Below are 19,662 nucleotides of genomic sequence, written 5' to 3' on the forward strand. Positions count from 1 at the left end.
CATGAACATCCCCCGCAAGAAACTCCTGGCCCTCGCTTGCTGCGCCCTGTGTTGGAGCGCCACCGCCCCCGCCGAACCCAAGGGCGGTGCCGATCCCGCCTTGACCCAGACCCTGCGCAAGACCCAAGGCATGTTGCGCCAAGTCACCCAGGAAAAGGCCGACCTCGAAGCCAAGGCCGCCGACCTCGACAGCCAGCTCAAGGAAGCGCTCAAGCTGGCCGATGGACTCAAGGCTCGCATCAAGGCGCTGGAACCCCTGGAAGGCCAGGTCAAGCAGCAAAAGGCCAACCTCGACGCGCTACAGGAAGGCAATGCCAACCTGCAACAGCGCATCAGCAGCGACGCCGAACGCCTCCGGGGCGGCGTCGAGCAACAACGCAAGCTCGCCACCGAACTGGAGAAATTCCGCCGCGACAACGCCTTGCTGGTCAATGCCGTGATGGAGCGCACCCATTGGATCGAGGATTGCTCGGCCAAGAACCAAGCTTTGTTGAAGGCCAACCGCGAATGGATCGACCAGGGCGGTGGCAAGAACCTATGGGACGAGATCGTCGCCGCCGAGCCTTTCACCGGCATCGCCGCCGTGAAGCAGGAAAACGCCGCCGAGGCGTTCCGCTACAAGTTGGGCGACCTCGAAGTCACGCCCTGGCGCGAACCCGGCCCCGCCGCGCCCATCGAGCCACAATCCGCCGCCGACGCCGAACCGACGGAGTCCGCGACCGCGCCGAGTTCTCAATAAGGACGAGGTTTCCCCCAACTACGGAGGGTTTTCTATGGGGCATTCCGGTGGGAATGCCCCTTTTTTATGGCCGCGGCCCGGATGGATCATGCCGCCCTATGCCGGGGCACCGATTCCGCCCCACCGTTCAACAACGCCCCGAGGATGGGTTCGGCATGGTTGATCGGCAAGGAGAAATGCCCCTCGCCCGGCCAATCGAACACCTGGGCCCGCGCCAGCGGTTCCGCCAGCATCCGGCTATGGCAAGGCGGCACGGTGATATCGTCCGTGCCATGCCACAAGGCCACCGGCAGCTTGATTTCCGTGGGGTCGAAACCCCAATCGTGGGAATACAGCATGAAATCCAGCAGCGCCCCGTGCATTCCGGGCCGCAAGCCCTCGCCGATGGAAGCGCAAAGATCGGCCCGGATATCCGGGCGGGACAGGATGGCGCGGTCGGCCTCCCGCATGGCGGTGGTCAAGAGGGCCAGGGCCACGTTGGGATTGGCCCGCATCAACGGACCCAGGACCAAGCCATAAACCCCCCGCATCAGCCAGGGTGCCCGGCGGGCGCTGACGAAACCGAAACGGGCCGGGAAGTGCATGGGCTGGACCGCCGCGAGGGTGTGGACCGGACCCAGCCCGCCGACGAGGGTGGCGGCGGTGATCCGTTCCGGCAGGGCGTGGAGCAAGGCCAGCGCGTAGGGCGCGCCGCCGGACACGGCCAGCAGCAAAAACTGGCCGAAACCCAGGGCGTCGGCCAGTTCCACCACATCGGCGGACCAATCGACGATGCGCCGCCCCGGCTGGAAATCCGACAGGCCATAGCCGGGCCGGTCCGGGGCGACGATCCTGGCCCCCAGCTTGGCGGCGGCCCGGTCCACCAACATCGCCTCCAGCCGGGAGGCGGGGAAGCCATGGCAATACATCACCGGACGCCCTTGCGGGTCGCCCACCTCGGCGTAGCCGAGCTTACGTCCATCCCTGAGCTTGATTGTCCGATGCAAACGGGATTCTGCGCTCATTACCGACCTGCCTCCTAAGGATTGGGAACGCCACGGCCAGAACCTGGCCGCATGACGGCAGGAGGATATCGTGTTATCGGACCGGCGCAAAGCGTACCCGGTGCCAGGATGGGTGTCGCTACCGCGAAATCCAACCGTGTTAGCCTATCGACTTTTCATCGGGACAGCGGGAGCTGATTTGGAATCGAACACCGTCCATGGCGGGGCCGGGGCTTTCGACCCCCGCCATTTCACACTGGGCCGTCCGGTCCTGCGCGGCCTGCCGGAATTACGCGAACTTTTGATCCTCGCCGACCACGCGCTGCGGATTCCCGCGGCCCAGGCCAGGGTCGAGGAATTGGCCCGGCTCGAACATGGGGGCGAATCCTTCCCGCTGCTCGCTTTCCGCTTCGGGCCCGACGACCCGGGCTTGCCGGTGTTCGCCTTGTTCGGCGGCGTGCATGGCTTGGAGCGCATCGGCACCCAGGTGGTCCTGGCCTATCTGCGCACCCTGCTGGAAATGGCCCGCTGGGACCGCGCCACCCAGGATATGCTGGCCACGACCCGGCTGGTCATGGTGCCCTTGCTGAATCCGGTGGGCATGTATCTCCGGTTCCGCGCCAACGGCAACCGGGTGGACTTGATGCGGAACGCCCCGGTCGAGGCCGAGGGCTTGGCGGCTTGGCATTGGTTCGGCGGCCAGCGCCTAACCCCCCGGCTGCCCTGGTACCGGGGCGCGGCGGACGCGCCCATGGAAACCGAGGCGCGGGCGCTGTGCGACTTCGTCCGCCGCGAAATCTTCCCGGCCCGCACGGCCCTGAGCATCGATGTGCATTCGGGTTACGGCAAGGTGGACCGGCTGTGGTTCCCCTACGCCAAGACCCGCGCCGCCTTTCCCGGCCTGCCCGAGGCCGTGGCTTTGAAACACCTGCTCGACCGCTCACATCCCAACCATGTCTACCATGTCGAGCCGCAGTCGCTGCACTATCTGGCCCATGGCGACCTGTGGGATTACCTCTACGACGGCTACCGCGCCATCCAACCCGATGGGCATTACCTGCCGTTCACGCTGGAACTGGGTTCCTGGCTGTGGGTGAAGAAGAACTGGGTCCAGGCGTTCTCGGCACTGGGCGTGTTCAATCCCCGGCTACCGCACCGGGTGCGGCGGACCTTGCGGCGGCATTTGTTCCTGTTCGATTTGTTCCACCGCGCCACCCGCTCGCCGGAGCCTTGGGCCGGGTTGGAACCCGCCGAACGCGGGCGGTTGGAGGCGCAAGGGCTGCGCCTTTGGTATGGGGGCGGGGAACGGGAGCGCCCGGCCCGCTAGGCCGGTCGATGACGGCGGGTACGGTGCCCGCAGAAGGAAAACGGCAAAGGCCGGTTTCCAATCCCGGCCTTCGGCGGCTTCCCGCGGGGGGACGGTGGTGTCCACCCCGCGGGAAGCGTCTTTGGCTTATTTGACGCCCAAGGTCGCCTGTATCAGCGAGAAGAACACATCGGTGTTATCGATGGTACCGCCGAGCAGACTGGCCCCCCGGCCATAAGCCGACAGCGGAATGTCGCCGCCGGTATGGACGGCCTGGTCGCCCGGCACCTGGCCGGTCACGAAGAAGCCGTCGGCCTGCTGGATGGGACGGGTTCCGCCCAGGCCGCCATCGGCGACGTTGTTGCGCGGATAACCGGACAGCGGCAGGACGCCATTGCCCGGCTGCTGGCTGTCGTTGGTCGGTTGCGGACGGGTGCGGTAGTCCTCGTAGCGGTCGCCGTTGGCACCGTAACCCACCAACAGGCGGTAGTCCACGTCGGTGGTGGTCGGGTAGCCGTCGGCGGCGATGGTGTACTTAGGGAACTTGGCGCTGTCGTAGGTGCCGACGGTGCCGTCGCGCAGGGCCGGGGTGCCCAGGGCGGTGCTGCCGCCCGCGGCGATGGCGGTTTGCAGGTCGGTGTCGGTCTTGGTGGAAGCGCCGATGATGACCGCGCCCGAGCATTCGTGGTCGGCGGTGACGATCACCAGGGTATCGGGATGGGTGGCAGCGTATTGCTTGGCCACGCCCACGGCACGGTCGAACTCGATGGCTTCCAATATCCAGCGCGAGCTATCCATCTGGTGGGCCTGCTTGTCGATGGAAGCGGCTTCCACCATCAGCACGAAGCCATCGGGGCTGTTGGCGTCCAGCACATCCAACGCCTTCTGGGCCATCTCGTCCAGCATGGGCTGGTCGGGGAAACCATAGTCGTTGACCACGGTGGAGGTGCCGCGCTGACCGCCGATCTTGTCCAGGGCGATGTTCATGTTGGACAGGGAGAACAGGCCCAGCAGCTTGGACGGGGTGCCGGCCGCGGCGAGGGCGGTCCGGTCCGGGACGTAGGTCCAACCGGCGGCGGTGAAATCGCCGATCAGGTTGCGCGCCGGGTCGAGCGCCCCTGGGGCGGCCCCCCAACCCGTGACGATATCGGCGGGCAGGACGTAGTCGGTACCGGTGGTGCGTGCCGAGCCGTTGAAGGCGGCCCCGGCGTTGGAGGTCATGGCGCTCGGGTTGGGCAGGAACCACTTGCGACCGCCACCCATCAGCACGGCCAGGTGGGTCTTGTCGGCATCGTCCAGGTATTGATCGACGATGCCGGTGCCCGCGCCACGGTTGGCGGTGTGGACCGCGTTGGCGGCCGGGGTGGCGTCGAACACGTCGGCGGTGGTGACGATGCCCAGTTTCTTATTCTGGGTGCGGGCCAGGAATTCCGACAGGTATTCGACCCTGGGATTATCAAACGCGGCCTTGGTGTCGTCGGGCCAGACGCCTTCCTGGTTGTTCTGGGCCTTGTTGCCGGTCACATAGTTCTGCATGCCGGGGGCCGAGTCGGTGATGATGGAGTTCAGCGAAGCCGTCATGATCATAGCGGTGTTCGGGAAGGTGTCCATGTTCAGCTTCTGGTTGACCTTGCCCTGGGCATAGCCGTTCAGCACGATGCGGGCGGCGGTGCGGTGGCTGGCCCCCATGCCGTCGCCCAGCATGATGATGATGTTCTTGGCCTTGTTGTGCCCCATGGCCTTGAGCTTGACCACCTCGAACTCGCCGTCGGCGCTGGTGGTCTTGCCGTCGCTCTGGGTGGCGACGGCGGTCAGGGTGTGTACGCCTTCAGGACCGGACGGTTGGGCGCGTAGCGAGGCGGCGATGGCGTTCGGCACCGGGGGGCTGGCGGTGGTCAGCACATCGGCGGCGACCATGCTCTTGCGGCCGACGCTGGCGGGAACGATCCGCGCCACGCGGTTGCCATCGATCAGAAATTCCACCTGGGTGATGGTTTGGCCCGCGTCGGGGACGACGGTGGCCTGGATGTCGAAGCGCTGGCCATGGACGAAACGCGAGATCATCGGGCCATGGCTCGCGCCATGGGTCGCGAACCATTGGCTGGGTGGGGTCAGGCGGGTGATGCTCAAGGCATCGGCAGCCTGGGCCCCCAACAACAGGGCCGCGCTCACGGCCAGGGTCATCGAGCTTTTACGGAATTTCATGGTTCTTGGTCTCCGAACATCTATATGTTATGGATTATCAACCCTAGGACTTGATTCAAAAAAATGACATTTGGGTACACCACCGATCATTGCCGCGCCGCCGCGCTAGGAGGCGTCAACTCATCGATAAACAACCGGGTATACGAGACCCGTCCATTGGTTTCCTCCTTGGCACCCAACTCCAAACGCCCGACCAATTCCCACAGCCCTGGGCGGAAAGACAGAACTTTGTCGGCATAATCCGCCGGCAGATGTACGAACAGGGTCGAGCCGGGCAGATCGTCGGAAGGGCCATCCTCTTTCTCGGGGATATTCACGGCGACCGGTGCCAGCATGAATAAACCGGGGGTGGGTTCCTCCTCGTGGACCATGTAACCGGCGATACGCACCCGTTTATGTTCCAGGGCCAGGAGTTTCCCCGAAGGCTCCAGCCCTTGCGGCCCGACCGGCATCTTGTAGAAATCCTGGAATTTGAGCTCGGCGGTGGGCGCGGACGCCTGGGCCGGAGGAGGCGGGCTTCGATGGGCGCAGCCACTGAACAGGGATAACGCGCACAAAGCCGGGACGAGGGCGGTGGGATAGGGAATTTTCGATAGCTTCATAAAGACTGGCCGTGACTGTGGGGCATGGCTCGCGCCCGCCGGGATCGAGGCGGCGCTATTGGACAGCAAAGGCTTTACAAAGCTGTGAAGCTGGGATGTAGGTTGCGTGAATGACCGATAAAAGCGGGACAGCCCGGCGGGACCGGAGCCCCGCCGGGTTGTAGGCGCAAACCCGGCACCGGGGGTGCCGGGAAATCCGGCTTATTTGACGTAGGCGGCGACCGGGCGGGCCGGTTCGACTTCCCACAGGGTGTTGTCGCCGTGCTGCTGGGTCCAGAAGAAGCGCCAGCCCTGACGGAACGGCATCGGCGGCTTCACGCCCAGGATGCCATCGACATCCGGGTCGCCGTCGGAGACATGGATGCCGGTGATTTCGTTGTCGCCTTCGTTCTGGAAGGCGGCGAAGGCCGCGATGCCCTGGGACTTGCCATCGTTGGCGGCGGAATCCAGGGTGGCGGAAGCGTCGCGACCCTCGGCGATGACGCGGACGGGATCGGCACCCGTGCCGTAATCGACCATGGTATCGAACACATAGGCCGAATCCAGGGCGTTGCGCTGGACGTGTAGGGCATCGCCCGCGTCCTCTACGGCGACGACCTGGGTTTTGGTCAGGAAAGTGATGTTATCCAAGCCGGTGTGGGCCGCGTTGCCGCGGTAGAACAGTTTCAATCGGCCGGTGTTGGCGGAGGGGCCATCCGGCTGCGACAGCACGAACAGGCCACCGAAACCGCCGTAGTTCTCGCCGGCTTCCGTCAATTGATTGGTGTCGCCGGTCTCGGTGAAATAGAAGTGCTTGAAGCCGGTGCCGGGCTGGAACACGCCGTTTTCCGGGCGTTTGAACGGGGTGGCCCCGGCCAGTTTCGCGGCGGCGTTGGCATTGAACGGCGCGGTGCCGTCAGTGGCGGTGTTGTGGACCGTGACCCACTGGGTCTTGAACATCTTGCCATAGGTATGCAGGGCCAGCATGTCGTCGGACAGGATATCCTGGTCCTTCTGGCCGGGGTGGAAGACCACCGGATGGCCCGCGTTGACGACCTGTAGGGCTTGCAGCACGCCGCCCGCCTTGAGGTTGGTCTTGTCGGTCGGGACGAAGCGGAAGACGAAACTGTTGGGCTGCTTGGCGTGGGGGTTGGCGGTACCGGAGGAGCCGCCGGCGTCCTCGACGATCCAGAGGTTGCCATCGCTGTCGGCCTGGATGCCTTCGTAGCCGCCCTGGCCCAGGATGCCGGTCAAGCCTTCGGCGGTGGAAGTGCCGGTGTAGTCGGCGTCGGCCTGCCACACGCCGCCGCCCAGGCTGCCTTCGGCGGTGAATAGCAACTTGCCGGAGAAGGGATACCAAGTGGAGCCGTCGAAGGTCGGCAAGGGCAGGCCATTCACGTCCTGGTCGGCCAACAGGGTGATGCGGTGGGCCGGATCGGCGTCCAGGTTGACGCGGGTGATATAGCCGGCGGTGCCGGTTTCATGGCCTTGGAAGATGAAATGGGTGCCGTAGTCGTAGTGGGCATCGGCCCCGTGCTGGCCGGTCAGTACCAGGTAGGTGTTCTTATCCGGCTCGGTCTTGCTGGCTTCGGTGCCGGGAGCGGCGGCCAGCGGGATCAGCGGGCCATTGTCGTTGTAGCCGTAGAGCTTGGTCAGCGCCGAGCCGTTTTCGAGGGCCATGGCACCGGTGGCGGCGATATGCTGGGCCAATTCCTTGGACAGCGCGTTGGGCTGGACCATGCCGGGGACTTTCGGATTGGCGGAAGCCACGGCAGTCAGGGCGTAGGGGGCGGCTTGCGCGGCGGCACCCATGGCCAGCATCAAGGCGGCGGAAAGGGCGTGCATCGGGTATTTCATACTTCACCTTTGGTTTGATATCCGGTTAGATTCGATGGAAAACCCGGTTAGGCACGGGTCGCCCCTCGAATATCAGGAAATATAAAAAACCCAGATGACAGCGGAACAACCAGGATATGACGCCGTATTTAAATAATGATGACAAGGGGATTAAATGGTTTATTTGAACTAGAACATACTGGTTTAATTGCACCTATCATGGTGGAATTCAACCGACATAAGGCCGTTCCCGCAGCCATTTCACGGCGATCCATTTTTCCCCCGCCAATACTGGCGCTCCCCCATGCAGGCTGGCTGGATCGGGACGGCCTCCTGTATCGCAATTGCGGAAATAAACGGCCTGGCCCGTTTGGGGGATGGCCCGGAAATCACCGGCGTTGGGAAACAAGGTTTCACCACCCGCCTCCACCGCATTCAAATAGATTATCAAGGTGGCGACGCGCTGCCCGCCCCGCGCCAAATGGGCGGCGCTACCGGGATCGGACTCCGGGAAATAATCGTAATGCGGGCGATATTCGCCACCCAAGCCATAATGCAGTATTTGGACGCCCTCGCCATGGTTCTGGGGAATCCCGGTGAATTCGGCGATGCGGCGGTCCAGAACGGCGACCAGGGCATTTTCCGCGACCTGGAAATAGGTGCCAGAGCTGGACCGCCCCGCCACCACGTCCTCGCCCCCGGTGACGGGATCGACCACGGTGGAACGGGCCAGCTTGGCGGCGGAGAGCGCGATGAGTTCGGCGCATTCCTCGGGATCGAGGAAACCGCCGAGGAGCAGGAGTTGGGGCCGTTCCATGCGGGCCAAGACCCGCACGCTCCTATCGGATAGCCGGGCTTGGTTGGCCTGAACGCCGGAATGGACCGGGGCGGGCGGTGGTGGGGCGGGTCCGTCCGCCTGGGGCCGCCGCCCCAATTCGGCGACGACGCGGGCGGACAACCTGGATTCGAAGCCATTGGCGACCAGGATGGCGGTCAATTCCGCCGCCGCGCAGCCCCGCGCCAGGTTGGTGGCGATCCAATCCAACCACGGGTCGGGAATCCCTTTCAACGAAATCGATGGCAATTCCACGCTTATTTGTCCCATGAGAGCGTTTTCATTCCCCATGCAAGGCGGGTCCAAGCGAATCATCGCCTTGCGTCGTACCGGGGTACACGCTTCAGTGTGTACCGGAACCCTACCCAGGGCAATCGCGCCATGTTGCAAGGTTCCCGAAAATCAATTCTACGCCGTGGAATAGTGGCAGGATCACAAGATCATTGCTTCCGCACGGCGGCCCGGTGGCGAATCTTCAGCCACTCCCTGAAACCCATGACATGGGGTGATTCGTTATCGGGCAGGAAGTCCCCCCGGTAGAGGGCCAGCCAGCGGTCGTTGCCGCCGGGCGCGGTCAGTCCCCGGATGAATGTCCAACAATCCACCCAGCAGTGCCGCTGGTCGAGCCACAGTTGTCCGCCCCGTTGGATCAGCACCTCCCCGCCCAACCATTCCCGCAACCGTTTGAGGGTGACATGGTAGGCATTGAGCGCCTTATCGCCGTCCGTGTCGGGCCATAGCAGTTCCGCCAAGCGCTCGGCGGGAACGGCCCGTCCCCCGTGGCAGATTAGGGCGATCAGGAGTTCCATGGGCTTGGTTCTCAGTTTGGCGGCCAGGTCCACGGGCCGATTGTCGAGCCATATGGCCAACCCGCCCAGGGTGCGGACCTTCACCGCCCAAGGCCATGCCTCCAACCAACCGCGGTCTTCCGGGCAGGCCAAGCCGCGCTGGCGGATCATGGCGGTCACATAGCCGGTTTCCAAGTCCTGTTCCAACGCGGTGGCATAGAGTTTCGCCATGGTGGGCGGATGCCACCAGGCGTGGTTGCGGAATTGGCGGGTCCGGCCTGTCGCGAGGGCATGGGCCAGGGCGGCCAGGCAACCCGGTTCGTCCCCCTCGCCCAGGGCGAATTCCGCCTCGGCCAGGGCGGCCCGGTAATCCAGGAGTTCAGCGCCCATGGCCCGGCCTGCCGCCGCCGCTTCCCGCACCAGGAGTTTGCCCTCCGTCCGTTGCCCGGCGTGGAATGCGACCCGGCCATGGTCCAAGCCGAAGATGGCTGCGGGGAATGGATAGCCCGCCCCTCGGCACAGGGCGAGGCCCGCTTCCACATGGGGCAGCGCCGTAGCTGCGTCGCCCTGGCAGTCGTAGCGCCAAGCCATGAAGTAGTGGTAGACAGCCCGTTCCATTCCCCGCGCCGTCGGCAGCCGGGCCGCCATCCTCGCCAGGAATCCATCGGCCTGTTCCATCTGGCCGGAGGACAGCAGGGCGAACAACGCCTGGCTACACAGGAGTTGGTCCCAGGCATGCACGCCGCTGGTTTCCGCGAGGGCCAGGGTTTCCCGCACCCACCCCAGGCAAGCCTCGTTTTCACCGCGCATGGCCAGCAGGCCGGAGGCCATCGTGCCCCAGGCGATGCGGATGAACGGCGGTGCCGCCCGCTCCGGCCCGAGCAAGGGCCGCAGGGAGTCGAGCAACGCCGTGGCCCGGTCCAGATGGCCCAGCCACCATGCCTCATAAATCAGCAGGAAGCCCCCCAGTTCGATCCGCAAAGCCGTGTCCCCGCCATGCAAGGCGATGTCCCAGGCCCGGTTGCGCCAAGGGTCGATCAAGGCCGGTTCCGGTCGCCGCCGCATCAAGGCCAGGAACATGCGGGATGCGAACCGATCCCCGATGGCGCGGTCCGGCGCGGGGTGATCGGCGGACAGGGACTCCGCCTCCCCGATCCAATGATCCAGGGGCGCGAACTGGCCATCGGCGAAAATGAAGGTATCGACGATGGCGCACCACGCCAGGTAACGGCCCTTGGATTCGCCAGCCCGGACGAAGCCCGCATAAGCTTCCTCCAACAGGGGCCGCGCCTCGTCGGGCGCGTAGGGCAAGCGGCACAAACCCAGCCAATACCCCAGCCAGGGCGTGGCGCCACCCCCCAGCGCCAAGCGGTCCATGATCCAAGCCGCGAGAACCCTGTCCCGGCCCTGCACCAGGCATTCAGCCGCCTGGTCGAGAATCAAGGCTTCCAAGCGGTCCGCATCACGGGTCAGGACCAGGAGCCGGGCGGCTTCCTCGAATTCCCCCATTTCAAGCAATAACCGGGCGGCTTGCCGCCGCAAACGGAGCAGTTCGTCTTGGCCCATCGCCTCCCCGAGCGCCGCCAGCAGGAACTCCCGGAACAACCCATGGTATTGGTGGAGCCCGTCGGACAACTGGTGGACGAAGCCGTTGCGGGCTGCCAGGGCGGCGAACTCCCGGGCCGGATCGGGATGGCCGGTCAGGTGGGCGATGGCCGCCAATTCCATCCGCGGCAGCAAGGCGCTTTTCAATAAGAAGTCCCGCCGGGCAGGTTCGGCGGTGGCGAGGATTTCCGCCGCGAAATAATTGAACAAGGTCTCGGCCCCTTGCCGGTCGAGCGGGCCGCCGCAAGCGGGGGGCTCCGCCCGGTCCAGCAGCAGGACGGTGCCGGCGGCCCAACCTTCGGCGCGGGCGTGCAGTCGTTGGGTTGAGGCTTCGTCCAGGTCGTGGCCCGCGATCCGGGCCAGGGCCGCCGTTTCGGCCAGGTCCAGGCGTAGAGCGTCCCAGCCGAGGCATGCCATGGCCCGATGGACCCGCAGGCGGGCCATGGCGGCGGGCGGCGCGGCGCGGCTCAACACCAGCACCACTCCGCCCGGCGGGATTTCCTCAAGGCCCAGCCGCAGCAATTCATGCAGCGGGCTGTCGGCAAGGAGCGCCTCGTAATTGTCGAACACCACGATGAAAGGCGCGGGCAGCCGGGCGTACAGTTCCCGGAAGAAGTTGCGGGCGAAGGCAGCCTTGCCCTGGGCATATTCCGGGCCCAATTTGGGCAGGCCGGGGGTGCCGGGCACCGAGTGCCGGACCGCCAAGCCCAGGTAGTGGAAGAACGTGGCCGGATCGCTGTCCCCCGCGTCGATTTGGAACCATAACCCGGTTCCGCCCCGCGCTTCCATATAGCCCGCCGCCAGCACCGATTTACCCGCCCCGGGCGGAGCGTCGATCCATAGGGTGGAACACCCGGCGCGGGCGTGGTCCAGGGCGGTGAACAGCCGCTGGCGGGGATGGGCGTGGCGCAGGCGCGGAGGCATGAATTTGGCGGGGGCCGGGGGATGAGGCATGGCGCGGGAACGGATGTAAGGGGAACGAAACGCCGTGTTTGGCCCGATGGGTGGGCGCGGCCAGCCCCGCAAGGATACGGAATTCCCCATGTAAGAGGAATGTCAGAAGTGGCCACGCATGATCTCCGCCGACGCTCCCCATCCCAAAGAGGCTGAATCAATGAAGCTCATCACCCGGAAATTACTGCTGTTGTCCCTGCTCCAAGCCGCCGGGCAAGCCGAGGCTTTTTACATTGACAATGGCCACATCCACGACAACGCTGGCCGGTCCGTGCAGTTGCGCGGGGTGAACTGGTTCGGCTTCGAAACCGGCGACCATGTGGCCCACGGCCTATGGGCGAGGAATTGGAAGGCCATGATCGCGCAGATGAAATCCGTGGGCTTCAACGCCGTGCGGGTGCCGGTCTGCCCGGCCACCCTGGCGGGCACGACGGTGGGCAGCATCAACACGGCCCTCAATCCCGACCTCGCCGGTAAGAACTCCCTGCAAATCCTCGACGCCGTGCTGGGCGAGTTCGACCGCCAGGGCTTCTACATCCTGCTTGACCATCACCGTCTGGACTGCGACGGCGGGATTTCCGAACTGTGGTACGACGGGAGCTATTCGGAACAGCGCTGGATCGGCGATTTGAGCTTCATGGCCGCGCGCTACAAGGGCTTGTCGCATTTCCTCGGCATCGACCTGAAGAACGAGCCCCATGGTGCCGCCACCTGGGGCGTCGGCGATCCCCTCACCGACTGGAACAAGGCGGCGGAGCGGGCCGCTACGGCGGTGTTGGGCGTGGCTCCCGATGCTTTGGTGTTCGTCGAGGGCATCGAGAAAAATCCGTCGTGCAGCGGTTCGGTCAACCATTGGTGGGGCGGCAACCTGGAGCCCTTGGCCTGCCATCCGCTGGCGATTCCAGCCGAGCGTTTGGTGCTGTCGCCCCATGTCTATGGGCCGGATGTCTATAACCAGCCCTATTTCGGTGCCGCCAATTTCCCCGGCAACCTGCCCGCCATTTGGGAGGCGCATTTTGGCCGCTTCCGGGATGCGGGCTACGCTATCGCCATCGGTGAAACCGGCGGGCGCTACGGCCATGGTGGCAGCGCCCAGGATAAGCCGTTCCAAGACGCCCTGATCGACTATCTGGGCGGCAAAGGAATCACCGACCTGTTCTATTGGTCTTGGAACCCCAACAGCGGGGATACCGGCGGCATCCTCCAGAACGATTGGAAGACGGTCTGGCAGGACAAGCTCGATCTTTTGAACCGGCTGTGGCGGGGTACCTCCCAACCACCCGCCTGTGCCGACGGGCTCGACAACGACGCCGACGGGAAGATCGATTATCCCGCCGATCCGGGCTGTTCGGCAGCCAGCGATTACAGCGAGGCCGACCCGCCGCCCGCGCCCGCCGCCTGCGCGGATGGCCTGGACAACGACGGCGACGGGCGGGTGGATTATCCCAACGATCCGGGTTGCGCCTCGGCCGCGGATACCGATGAAACCAACCCGGTCCAACCGCCGCCCCTGGTGCAAAAGCTGCCCGCCAAGGTGACGATCACCACCGATTGGGGCAGGGGTTATTGCGCCGACGTGGCGGTGGTCAATACCACCGCCAATGCCGTGCGATGGAAAACCCGCTTCAGGGTCCAGGGCACCATCAACAATCTATGGAACGCGGCCTACACCCAGTCCGGCTCCATCCTGACGGCCCGGGGCTTGGACTGGAACCGCACCGTGCCCGTCGGAGGCTCGGTGCGGTTCGGGTTCTGCGCGGTACGCTGAGCCGCGTGGCCGCGAGGCGGCCATCCATGCGGTCGCCCGGATGGTCTTGGTCACTTGGGCAGAATCGTGCCATGCTGTGGCACCGCTGACCGAACAACAGCCAGGACACCGCCCACTGCCGCGGATCTGTCCCGTTTCTGCTGGCATTCCATTCCCGTCTCCCACCCAAGCGGGGTCCGCTTCAACCGGCGTTTCGATTTGAAGGCCATCCTGAAAGCCACCTTGGACGCCGCCGTGGCAACCGCTCCACGTACCGAGCGGTGGTTACGCCTGGCTGAAGCACGACGCTAATCAGGTTTGACATTGCGAGCACGGATCAAACGGCTGGCCAGAAAGACCATTTGCTTCTCCAAGCTAGAAACGATGCACGATATCGTAATTGGCCTTTTCATCAACAGATATGAGTTTGGATTTTTGGTTTAAACATCCAGGTTCAGAACACTACCCGATTTTCGGGGGGGCGTGCTCCTTACGGCCAAAGGCTGCATAGCGGCTTGGTCCTCGGGGATGCGCATGGCATCGACTAGGCCATCCAAATTTTCCGTCAACGCTTTTAAGGCGGGTTCCGACAACTCGAACAAGGCGTGCTGCAATAAACCCCGCTTGGGGTCCGGCGCTTCATCGACAAGGGTTTGCCCTGTTTCGGTCAGATAAAGCCGGACCACCCTTTGATCCGAAGGGGTCCGCTCCCGCCGGATTAAGCTTTTCTTTTCCAGCCTAGGCAATAGGTTGCTCACCGTGGATGGGTGGATCGCCATCACCCGTGCGAGTTCGGAGACATTGAGTCCCGGATTCCTGGATATTTCAAACATCACCCAGAGTTGGGCACAGGTGACTCCGGTGCAAGATTCCACCCACTGGGTGTGCTGCTGAACCGCGCGAAAAATCATACGGAAGCGCTTCAAGGCTTCATGCGGCCATAAGACCGGCTCCTCCTGTCCAGACAGGCCGGCCTGTTTTCCGTTGTCAATATCCAAAGTTACTCCCCTCTTCCAGCGTTCGCAAAAAGCCCACCATGTTCCCATCCTCCCGGTTGCTCGGGAATCTTCAAGCTTCCGGTCCTTGATGGGTTGATTTAAACCGCCCCACCATGGATTCCAAGGTGCTTTTGTTCACCAAGACGCGGGGAATTATCCGGTGGAAGTTTGGCGGATGCCAGGAATTTGAGGGGCTTTGGCTTTTTGGCATGTTCCTTGGTAAACAATTTGACCAAATTAATTTTGTACAAATATTGTTGAGGCACACTCCATGATGAAGCTCATCCGCAATCCCAGGATGCCGGCAGCGCTACCTCCCCTGCGGAGTAGGCTTAAAGTCGGCGCTTGGCTCATGCTCGCAGGATTGTGGGGTGCGCATGCGCCGGCTGGCTTGGCCGCGACCAACAACATGGCCGGAAACTGGGACTCGGTCACGCTTTCCGGTCATTTCGGGGCGCTGTCCCCGCGACTGAAGGATTTCCGCTGGCAGTTCCTGGAGCAAACCCGGTTGCGGGATGACAGCCCGGAGGGATTCCGGTTCTCGGAGAATCTATTGTTCTCCCAACTCGGCTACGCCATCAATGACCATGCCAGCGTTTGGCTGGGATACGTCCATGACTGGATTCATCCCCTCGATAAGCTGGCCTTCCAGGAAAGCAGGCCCTACGAGGATTTCCTTTGGATCTCCGCGTTCGGAGACCTCAAGCTCACCAGCCGCAGCCGGCTTGAACAACGGATCAACCAGACGACCGGCAACCTGGGCGTGCGGGCGCGCCAGATGTTGCAACTCAACTATCCCCTTCGGTTCATCCATGACGACCTCGGCGTCTACGTCGGCGACGAGGTTTTGGGCTATCTGAACACCAACCACTTCGGTCCCACCGGATTCAGCGAGAACCGCGCTTTCGCGGGCCTGGGCTTCCAGTTCACCCAGCGGATGGGTGCCGACCTGGGCTATCTGGGCCAATACGTGGTCAATAGGCCCGGCAACGACCTCTTCACCCACAATGTCCAATTCAACCTGCGTTTCACCTTTTGAGGGGATCGCAACCTACCCAGGAACCTGGACGTTAGAGCCTGGCACCCATCTTGGCACAGATGTTTTGACAAATTATGTTTGATCAAAGTATTTTTGTCCAAAACTTGTTTGAGCCTACATGGGTGAAAACTGGCCATGCGAAATCTCGACGAAGTTGCCGCCGACGCAGGATCGGCCTGCGAAAGACCGGGTTCGGAGGCTATTCCCCGTTGGCATGGGCTGACGGGGCAGTCGCCTTGCGACGGATGCGAAACCCGGATGTTGCGCGACCGGGCAGACTTGCCGCGATTTCTTGGCTCGCCGCCGTATTCCGCATTCCGTTGTACACGGTGGACATTGCGGATCGGAATTGGCTTGAACAGCTCCGTCGATTCTTCAAAGAACCCTATGGAGGCGATCTCATGACGCTCTTTGAGAACTGGTCCGTGGTTTCCTTGGACAACGAAGCCACGGACACCGACCAGGATGCCCGCGTGTTCCAAGCGCCCGATGCCAAGGGGGACTTGTATTTGCTGGGAATGGCCGTAGGCCCCCGCCACGATTGCACGGTGAAAATCCTCGCGATGGGGGATGCGCGTGGCGTGGATGGGGCGATGATTCAAGTGAGCGGCCAGGAATATCAGATATCCGAGCCCAAGGGTGTCTACGAAGCGGCCTTTCCGAATGCGCGCGCCCGATTGCTGGAAAACCTGCACCATCGGAAATCTCCCGCAGGTTCTCTCCGGGTGTCGGAACAACGGGCCGCCGCCTTTTCGTTGGGAGGAATGCTCAAAGGATGCTTGGCGATATACGCGACTTCCGTAATCTTGATCGGTGCGCAGATCAAAATCCTGGAATGGTCGGGATGCCTGGAATACCGGAACGATGGCTGGAACGCGCATTACAGCTTCCATTTCATTCAACCACCGCTCCAAGGCAATACGCTTGTGCCTCATTTGATGCCTCGCAAGAGGGGCTTCCTGTTGGAGCGTCATCAACAAGCGGGGATACCTTGAAAGCGCGAGACGAATTAACCCTGAAACGCGGCCCCGCCCACAGCGAGGAACGGCGGGCCATTCCCCGTGAACTCCTGCGGGAACATGCCCGCTTCTCGCTGTTGAACCGGGAGCGCCGTCGGCTGCTGCCATGGGCGATCCTGTTGGGGGTCCTGTCGGGATTGCTCGCTGTCGGATTCCACTTTTCCCTGGACGTGGTGGAGACCTTGCGGAACCGCTTGATCGGGTGGTCGCGGGGGTTCGGCGGCTGGGGGATAGGTGTGCCGATGGCGGTTTCGGGCACCGGCGTTTTCATCGCCGCCTGGTTGGTCCGCCGTTTCGCCCCCGAAGCCTCCGGGAGCGGCATCCCCCACCTCAAGGCGGTCCTACAGGGCTATCGCGCCTTCTCCTGGGGCCGGACGGTCATCGTCAAATTCACCAGCGGCGTCATCGGTATCGGTGTCGGCATGGCTTTGGGCCGCGAAGGCCCCACCGTGCAGATGGGCGGTGCCCTGGGCTGGATGTTGGGCAACCACTACTCCAAGGACCCGGACAAGTTGCGGATACTGGTCGCGGCGGGCGGCGGCGCGGGGCTGTCGGCGGCTTTCAACGCCCCGCTGTCGGGCATGGTGTTCGTATTGGAAGAATTGCAGGGGCGCTTCGCCTCCTTGGAATTCTTCGCCGCCGCCGTCGCCTGCCTGACGGCGGACATGGTTTGCCGCGCCTTCCTGGGCGACTACCCGGTCTTCCGCCTGCCGCCCGTCTCGACCCCCGCCTTGGAATTATTGCCCGCCTTCGTTCCCCTGGGCGCGGCCTGCGGCGTCCTGGGCGTTGTGTTCAATCGCTGCGTACTAGCCGCCCAGCGGGTCTCGGCACGGACGGCGGGATGGTATCAGGCATGGTGGGTAATCTGGGGCATGGCGCTGGGCCTTTGCGGCTGGCTGGCACCCGAAGTGCTGGGCGGTGGCCAATCCTTCGCCGGCCGGGTCATCGACGGCCATCCCCTGGCCGCGGCATCCATCCTGTACTACTTCCTGGCACGCTTCGCGCTGACCATCGGCAGTTATGGCACTGGAACCGCCGGGGGCATCTTCGCGCCGATCCTGGTGCTGGGCGCGTTGGTGGGCCTGGAGATGGGCCAATGGGCGATCCAACTGTTTCCGGGGGGGCGGATCGAACCCTATGTCTTCGCCGTCGCGGGGATGGCATCGTTCTTCACCGGAAGCGTGCGGGCGCTCTTGACCGGCGTGGTGCTGATGATCGAAATGACCGGTAACTATGCTTTGATCCTGCCGCTGCTCGTCGCCTGCTTCACAGCCTGGATGGTCGCCGACTGGCTGCATGACACGCCGATCTATGAAGCCTTGTTCCAGCGCGATCTCGCCAAGGGAGTCGGACGCGGCACCGAGATTTCCGATCCCGACCACACCTAGAAGGAGTCCCCCATGGAAGCCACCTACGATCCCGGTTTGTTGATTGTCACCTTGATAGCGGCCCTCGCGCCCCTGGCGATGGAACTGCCCGCGCGGTTCCGCCCGCCTATCGTGGTGGTCGAGATATTGCTCGGCATCCTCATCGGTCCCCATGTGCTGCATTGGGCCAGTCCCGACGGGGTGGTCGGAACCCTGGGGCAACTCGGGCTGACCTTCTTGTTGTTCCTGGTTGGCATCGAGATCGATGTCTGGATGATCCGGGGCAGGCTACTGGCCTTGGCGGTGGGCGGGTGGTTCCTCTCGTTCCTGGTGGCGATGGCTTGCACCTTGCTGCTGTCCAGCGCCGGGCTCATCGAAGCCCCGCCGCTGTTGGCGGCCATCGCCCTGTCCACCACGGCCCTGGGCGTACTGTCCCCCATCCTGAAGGATTCCGGGGAATGGAACACCGATTTCGGCGGCTGGCTGCTAGCGGCGGCCACCATGGGCGAGTTCGCCCCGATGGTGTTCATGTCCCTGCTGCTCGCCCCCACCCATCCGACGGTCCTGCACACCTTGTTCATGTTGTTCTTCGTCGCGGTGTCCCTCGGCTCGGCTTATGTGGCTTTCCACATGCTGTCCTCGGGCACGCTGGCGCGACTGGCCCGGACAATGGAAGGCAGCGGCCAATTGCCGGTCCGGCTGTGCGTCCTGCTCCAAGCTTTGTTGGTCGCGCTGGCCGCGCAAATCGGCCTCAACGTGGTCATGGGGGCTTTCGCCGCCGGCATGGTGGTTGGGCTGGTGAGCCGGGACGAACCCGGGAACCTGTTGCGCCAGAAGTTGGACGCCATCGGCTATGGGTTCCTCATCCCCATCTTCTTCATCGGGGTGGGCATGCGGTTCGACCTGGAAGCGCTATGGAGCGGCCCCTTGGTGCCGGTGCAAATCATCGTCCTCCTGGCGCTGTTCCTGCTGGTCCGGGGCGCGCCCGTGGTGCTCTACCGGGCGGAACTCGCCCCGGCGGACCGGCTGCCCTTCGCCCTGTACTCCGCGACCGGCCTGCCCCTGATCGCGGTAATCGCCGAACTCGGGGTATCGTCCGGCTTGATGGCGCCCCAACACGCGGTGGTATTGCTCAGCGCCGCCATGCTCACCGTGTTGCTGTTCCCGGCCCTGGCGCTCAGGTTGCGGCGGGAAAGGGAAATAGCTTGAGGCTTTCCCGGTTCCGTCTATCGGGGCAAGGGTTTCCTATACCATTGATCAAAGATTTATCAGGGAACTTCCAAAATTGGAGAGGAGCATGATGGCGAATACCCGGAAAATTGGGGTCATGGCGGCGTTCCTAGCATGGGTTATCCCATTATTTCCCCAGGAGGCGGCAGGCACTATGGATGCCCGCGGCCCGGCGATTTACCAATATCCTTTGCTTCGGAACAAGGCGACCATCGAACTTTGCAAGTCAGCGGCGTTGAAAGCCCTTCCGGGGGTGGCCATACATTTCCAGGCCGAGAACTCGGCCAAGGGGTTGCGGTATAGGTTCGAAATCCAAGATCAAAACAAAACCATGTGGGCCGTTCTATGCAATCCCGAAACCATGGAAATCACCGACACGTTGAAACTGGACTAATCGCCGCCCGCAAGCGCCACCCGATCATGGCCCGGA

Annotated in this window: 15 protein-coding genes and 2 pseudogenes; 10 read left to right on the plus strand and 7 right to left on the minus strand. The window is 63.6% G+C overall.

What is annotated here, in order from left to right:
• Position 1 precedes the first annotated feature (1 nt).
• A complete protein-coding gene (locus tag B9N93_RS20995) occupies positions 2-739 on the plus strand; it encodes a hypothetical protein (protein WP_125469147.1) in 738 nt (245 codons plus the stop codon).
• 86 nt (positions 740-825) lie between these two features.
• On the opposite strand, the gene B9N93_RS21000 is transcribed toward B9N93_RS20995, so the two are convergent.
• Positions 826-1,743: an alpha/beta fold hydrolase gene (locus tag B9N93_RS21000; protein ID WP_085216387.1), complete on the minus strand. Its 918-nt coding sequence runs from the start codon at positions 1,741-1,743 to the stop codon at positions 826-828.
• 178 nt (positions 1,744-1,921) lie between these two features.
• Here B9N93_RS21000 and B9N93_RS21005 point away from each other — a divergent pair, with 178 nt between their 5' ends.
• On the plus strand, positions 1,922-3,049 hold the full coding sequence (locus tag B9N93_RS21005; RefSeq protein ID WP_254899494.1) for a M14 family zinc carboxypeptidase: 1,128 nt from the start codon (positions 1,922-1,924) through the stop codon (positions 3,047-3,049).
• A gap of 126 nt (positions 3,050-3,175) precedes the next feature.
• Here B9N93_RS21005 and B9N93_RS21010 read toward each other — a convergent pair whose 3' ends face one another.
• The 5 genes from B9N93_RS21010 to B9N93_RS21030 form a co-directional block, all read right to left on the minus strand.
• Entirely contained in the window at positions 3,176-5,233 is a 2,058-nt protein-coding gene (locus B9N93_RS21010; protein WP_085216388.1) for an alkaline phosphatase, read from the minus strand.
• An 86-nt stretch (positions 5,234-5,319) separates the two neighbouring features.
• A complete protein-coding gene (locus B9N93_RS21015; RefSeq protein WP_085216389.1) occupies positions 5,320-5,835 on the minus strand; it encodes a hypothetical protein in 516 nt (171 codons plus the stop codon).
• 201 nt (positions 5,836-6,036) lie between these two features.
• Entirely contained in the window at positions 6,037-7,671 is a 1,635-nt protein-coding gene (locus B9N93_RS21020; protein WP_085216390.1) for an alkaline phosphatase PhoX, read from the minus strand.
• A 208-nt stretch (positions 7,672-7,879) separates the two neighbouring features.
• Positions 7,880-8,755: a 2OG-Fe(II) oxygenase gene (locus B9N93_RS21025; protein WP_125469148.1), complete on the minus strand. Its 876-nt coding sequence runs from the start codon at positions 8,753-8,755 to the stop codon at positions 7,880-7,882.
• 170 nt (positions 8,756-8,925) lie between these two features.
• A complete protein-coding gene (locus tag B9N93_RS21030) occupies positions 8,926-11,832 on the minus strand; it encodes a hypothetical protein (RefSeq protein ID WP_085216391.1) in 2,907 nt (968 codons plus the stop codon).
• A 160-nt stretch (positions 11,833-11,992) separates the two neighbouring features.
• Between B9N93_RS21030 and B9N93_RS21035 the strand changes: the two genes are divergently transcribed.
• The 3 genes and pseudogenes from B9N93_RS21035 to B9N93_RS21040 form a co-directional block, all read left to right on the plus strand.
• Positions 11,993-13,600, plus strand: coding sequence for a glycoside hydrolase family 5 protein (locus tag B9N93_RS21035; protein WP_217807376.1), 1,608 nt, complete (start codon positions 11,993-11,995; stop codon positions 13,598-13,600).
• A gap of 177 nt (positions 13,601-13,777) precedes the next feature.
• Positions 13,778-13,891, plus strand: a pseudogene (locus B9N93_RS26505) (IS1595 family transposase); the annotation flags it as partial.
• Positions 13,892-14,023 (plus strand): annotated as a pseudogene (locus tag B9N93_RS21040) (IS1 family transposase); the annotation flags it as partial.
• Here the strand turns inward: B9N93_RS21040 and B9N93_RS21045 are convergent.
• The gene (locus B9N93_RS21045) at positions 14,020-14,577 is read right to left on the minus strand and encodes a MarR family winged helix-turn-helix transcriptional regulator (RefSeq protein ID WP_217807377.1); all 558 of its coding nucleotides are present in this window, start codon (positions 14,575-14,577) and stop codon (positions 14,020-14,022) included. The pseudogene B9N93_RS21040 and the gene B9N93_RS21045 overlap by 4 nt on opposite strands.
• A gap of 409 nt (positions 14,578-14,986) precedes the next feature.
• Between B9N93_RS21045 and B9N93_RS21050 the strand changes: the two genes are divergently transcribed.
• From B9N93_RS21050 to B9N93_RS21070, 5 genes are all read left to right on the plus strand, one after another.
• Complete coding sequence (locus tag B9N93_RS21050; RefSeq protein ID WP_254899495.1) at positions 14,987-15,616, plus strand: DUF2490 domain-containing protein; 630 nt, start codon at positions 14,987-14,989, stop codon at positions 15,614-15,616.
• A gap of 401 nt (positions 15,617-16,017) precedes the next feature.
• Positions 16,018-16,611, plus strand: coding sequence for a hypothetical protein (locus B9N93_RS26510; RefSeq protein ID WP_254899496.1), 594 nt, complete (start codon positions 16,018-16,020; stop codon positions 16,609-16,611).
• On the plus strand, positions 16,608-18,023 hold the full coding sequence (gene clcA, locus B9N93_RS21060) for a H(+)/Cl(-) exchange transporter ClcA (protein ID WP_254899497.1): 1,416 nt from the start codon (positions 16,608-16,610) through the stop codon (positions 18,021-18,023). Before B9N93_RS26510 ends, clcA begins: the two co-directional genes overlap by 4 nt.
• Positions 18,024-18,035: 12 nt before the next feature.
• The gene (locus tag B9N93_RS21065) at positions 18,036-19,211 is read left to right on the plus strand and encodes a cation:proton antiporter (RefSeq protein ID WP_085216395.1); all 1,176 of its coding nucleotides are present in this window, start codon (positions 18,036-18,038) and stop codon (positions 19,209-19,211) included.
• A gap of 88 nt (positions 19,212-19,299) precedes the next feature.
• Positions 19,300-19,626, plus strand: coding sequence for a PepSY domain-containing protein (locus tag B9N93_RS21070; RefSeq protein ID WP_125469150.1), 327 nt, complete (start codon positions 19,300-19,302; stop codon positions 19,624-19,626).
• The last annotated feature ends 36 nt before the right edge of the window (positions 19,627-19,662 follow it).

Source organism: Methylomagnum ishizawai (assembly GCF_900155475.1).
Taxonomy (GTDB): domain Bacteria; phylum Pseudomonadota; class Gammaproteobacteria; order Methylococcales; family Methylococcaceae; genus Methylomagnum; species Methylomagnum ishizawai_A.

Bases quoted from the DNA above. Each gene is read 5' to 3' on its own strand.
- B9N93_RS20995 (WP_125469147.1), top strand. From the start codon at position 2: ATGAACATCCCCCGCAAGAAACTCCTGGCCCTCGCTTGCTGCGCCCTG.
- B9N93_RS21000 (WP_085216387.1), bottom strand. From the start codon at position 1,743: ATGAGCGCAGAATCCCGTTTGCATCGGACAATCAAGCTCAGGGATGGA.
- B9N93_RS21010 (WP_085216388.1), bottom strand. From the start codon at position 5,233: ATGAAATTCCGTAAAAGCTCGATGACCCTGGCCGTGAGCGCGGCCCTG.
- B9N93_RS21015 (WP_085216389.1), bottom strand. From the start codon at position 5,835: ATGAAGCTATCGAAAATTCCCTATCCCACCGCCCTCGTCCCGGCTTTG.
- B9N93_RS21020 (WP_085216390.1), bottom strand. From the start codon at position 7,671: ATGAAATACCCGATGCACGCCCTTTCCGCCGCCTTGATGCTGGCCATG.
- B9N93_RS21025 (WP_125469148.1), bottom strand. From the start codon at position 8,755: ATGGGACAAATAAGCGTGGAATTGCCATCGATTTCGTTGAAAGGGATT.
- B9N93_RS21030 (WP_085216391.1), bottom strand. From the start codon at position 11,832: ATGCCTCATCCCCCGGCCCCCGCCAAATTCATGCCTCCGCGCCTGCGC.
- B9N93_RS21035 (WP_217807376.1), top strand. From the start codon at position 11,993: ATGAAGCTCATCACCCGGAAATTACTGCTGTTGTCCCTGCTCCAAGCC.
- B9N93_RS21050 (WP_254899495.1), top strand. From the start codon at position 14,987: ATGGCCGGAAACTGGGACTCGGTCACGCTTTCCGGTCATTTCGGGGCG.
- B9N93_RS26510 (WP_254899496.1), top strand. From the start codon at position 16,018: ATGACGCTCTTTGAGAACTGGTCCGTGGTTTCCTTGGACAACGAAGCC.
- B9N93_RS21065 (WP_085216395.1), top strand. From the start codon at position 18,036: ATGGAAGCCACCTACGATCCCGGTTTGTTGATTGTCACCTTGATAGCG.
- B9N93_RS21070 (WP_125469150.1), top strand. From the start codon at position 19,300: ATGATGGCGAATACCCGGAAAATTGGGGTCATGGCGGCGTTCCTAGCA.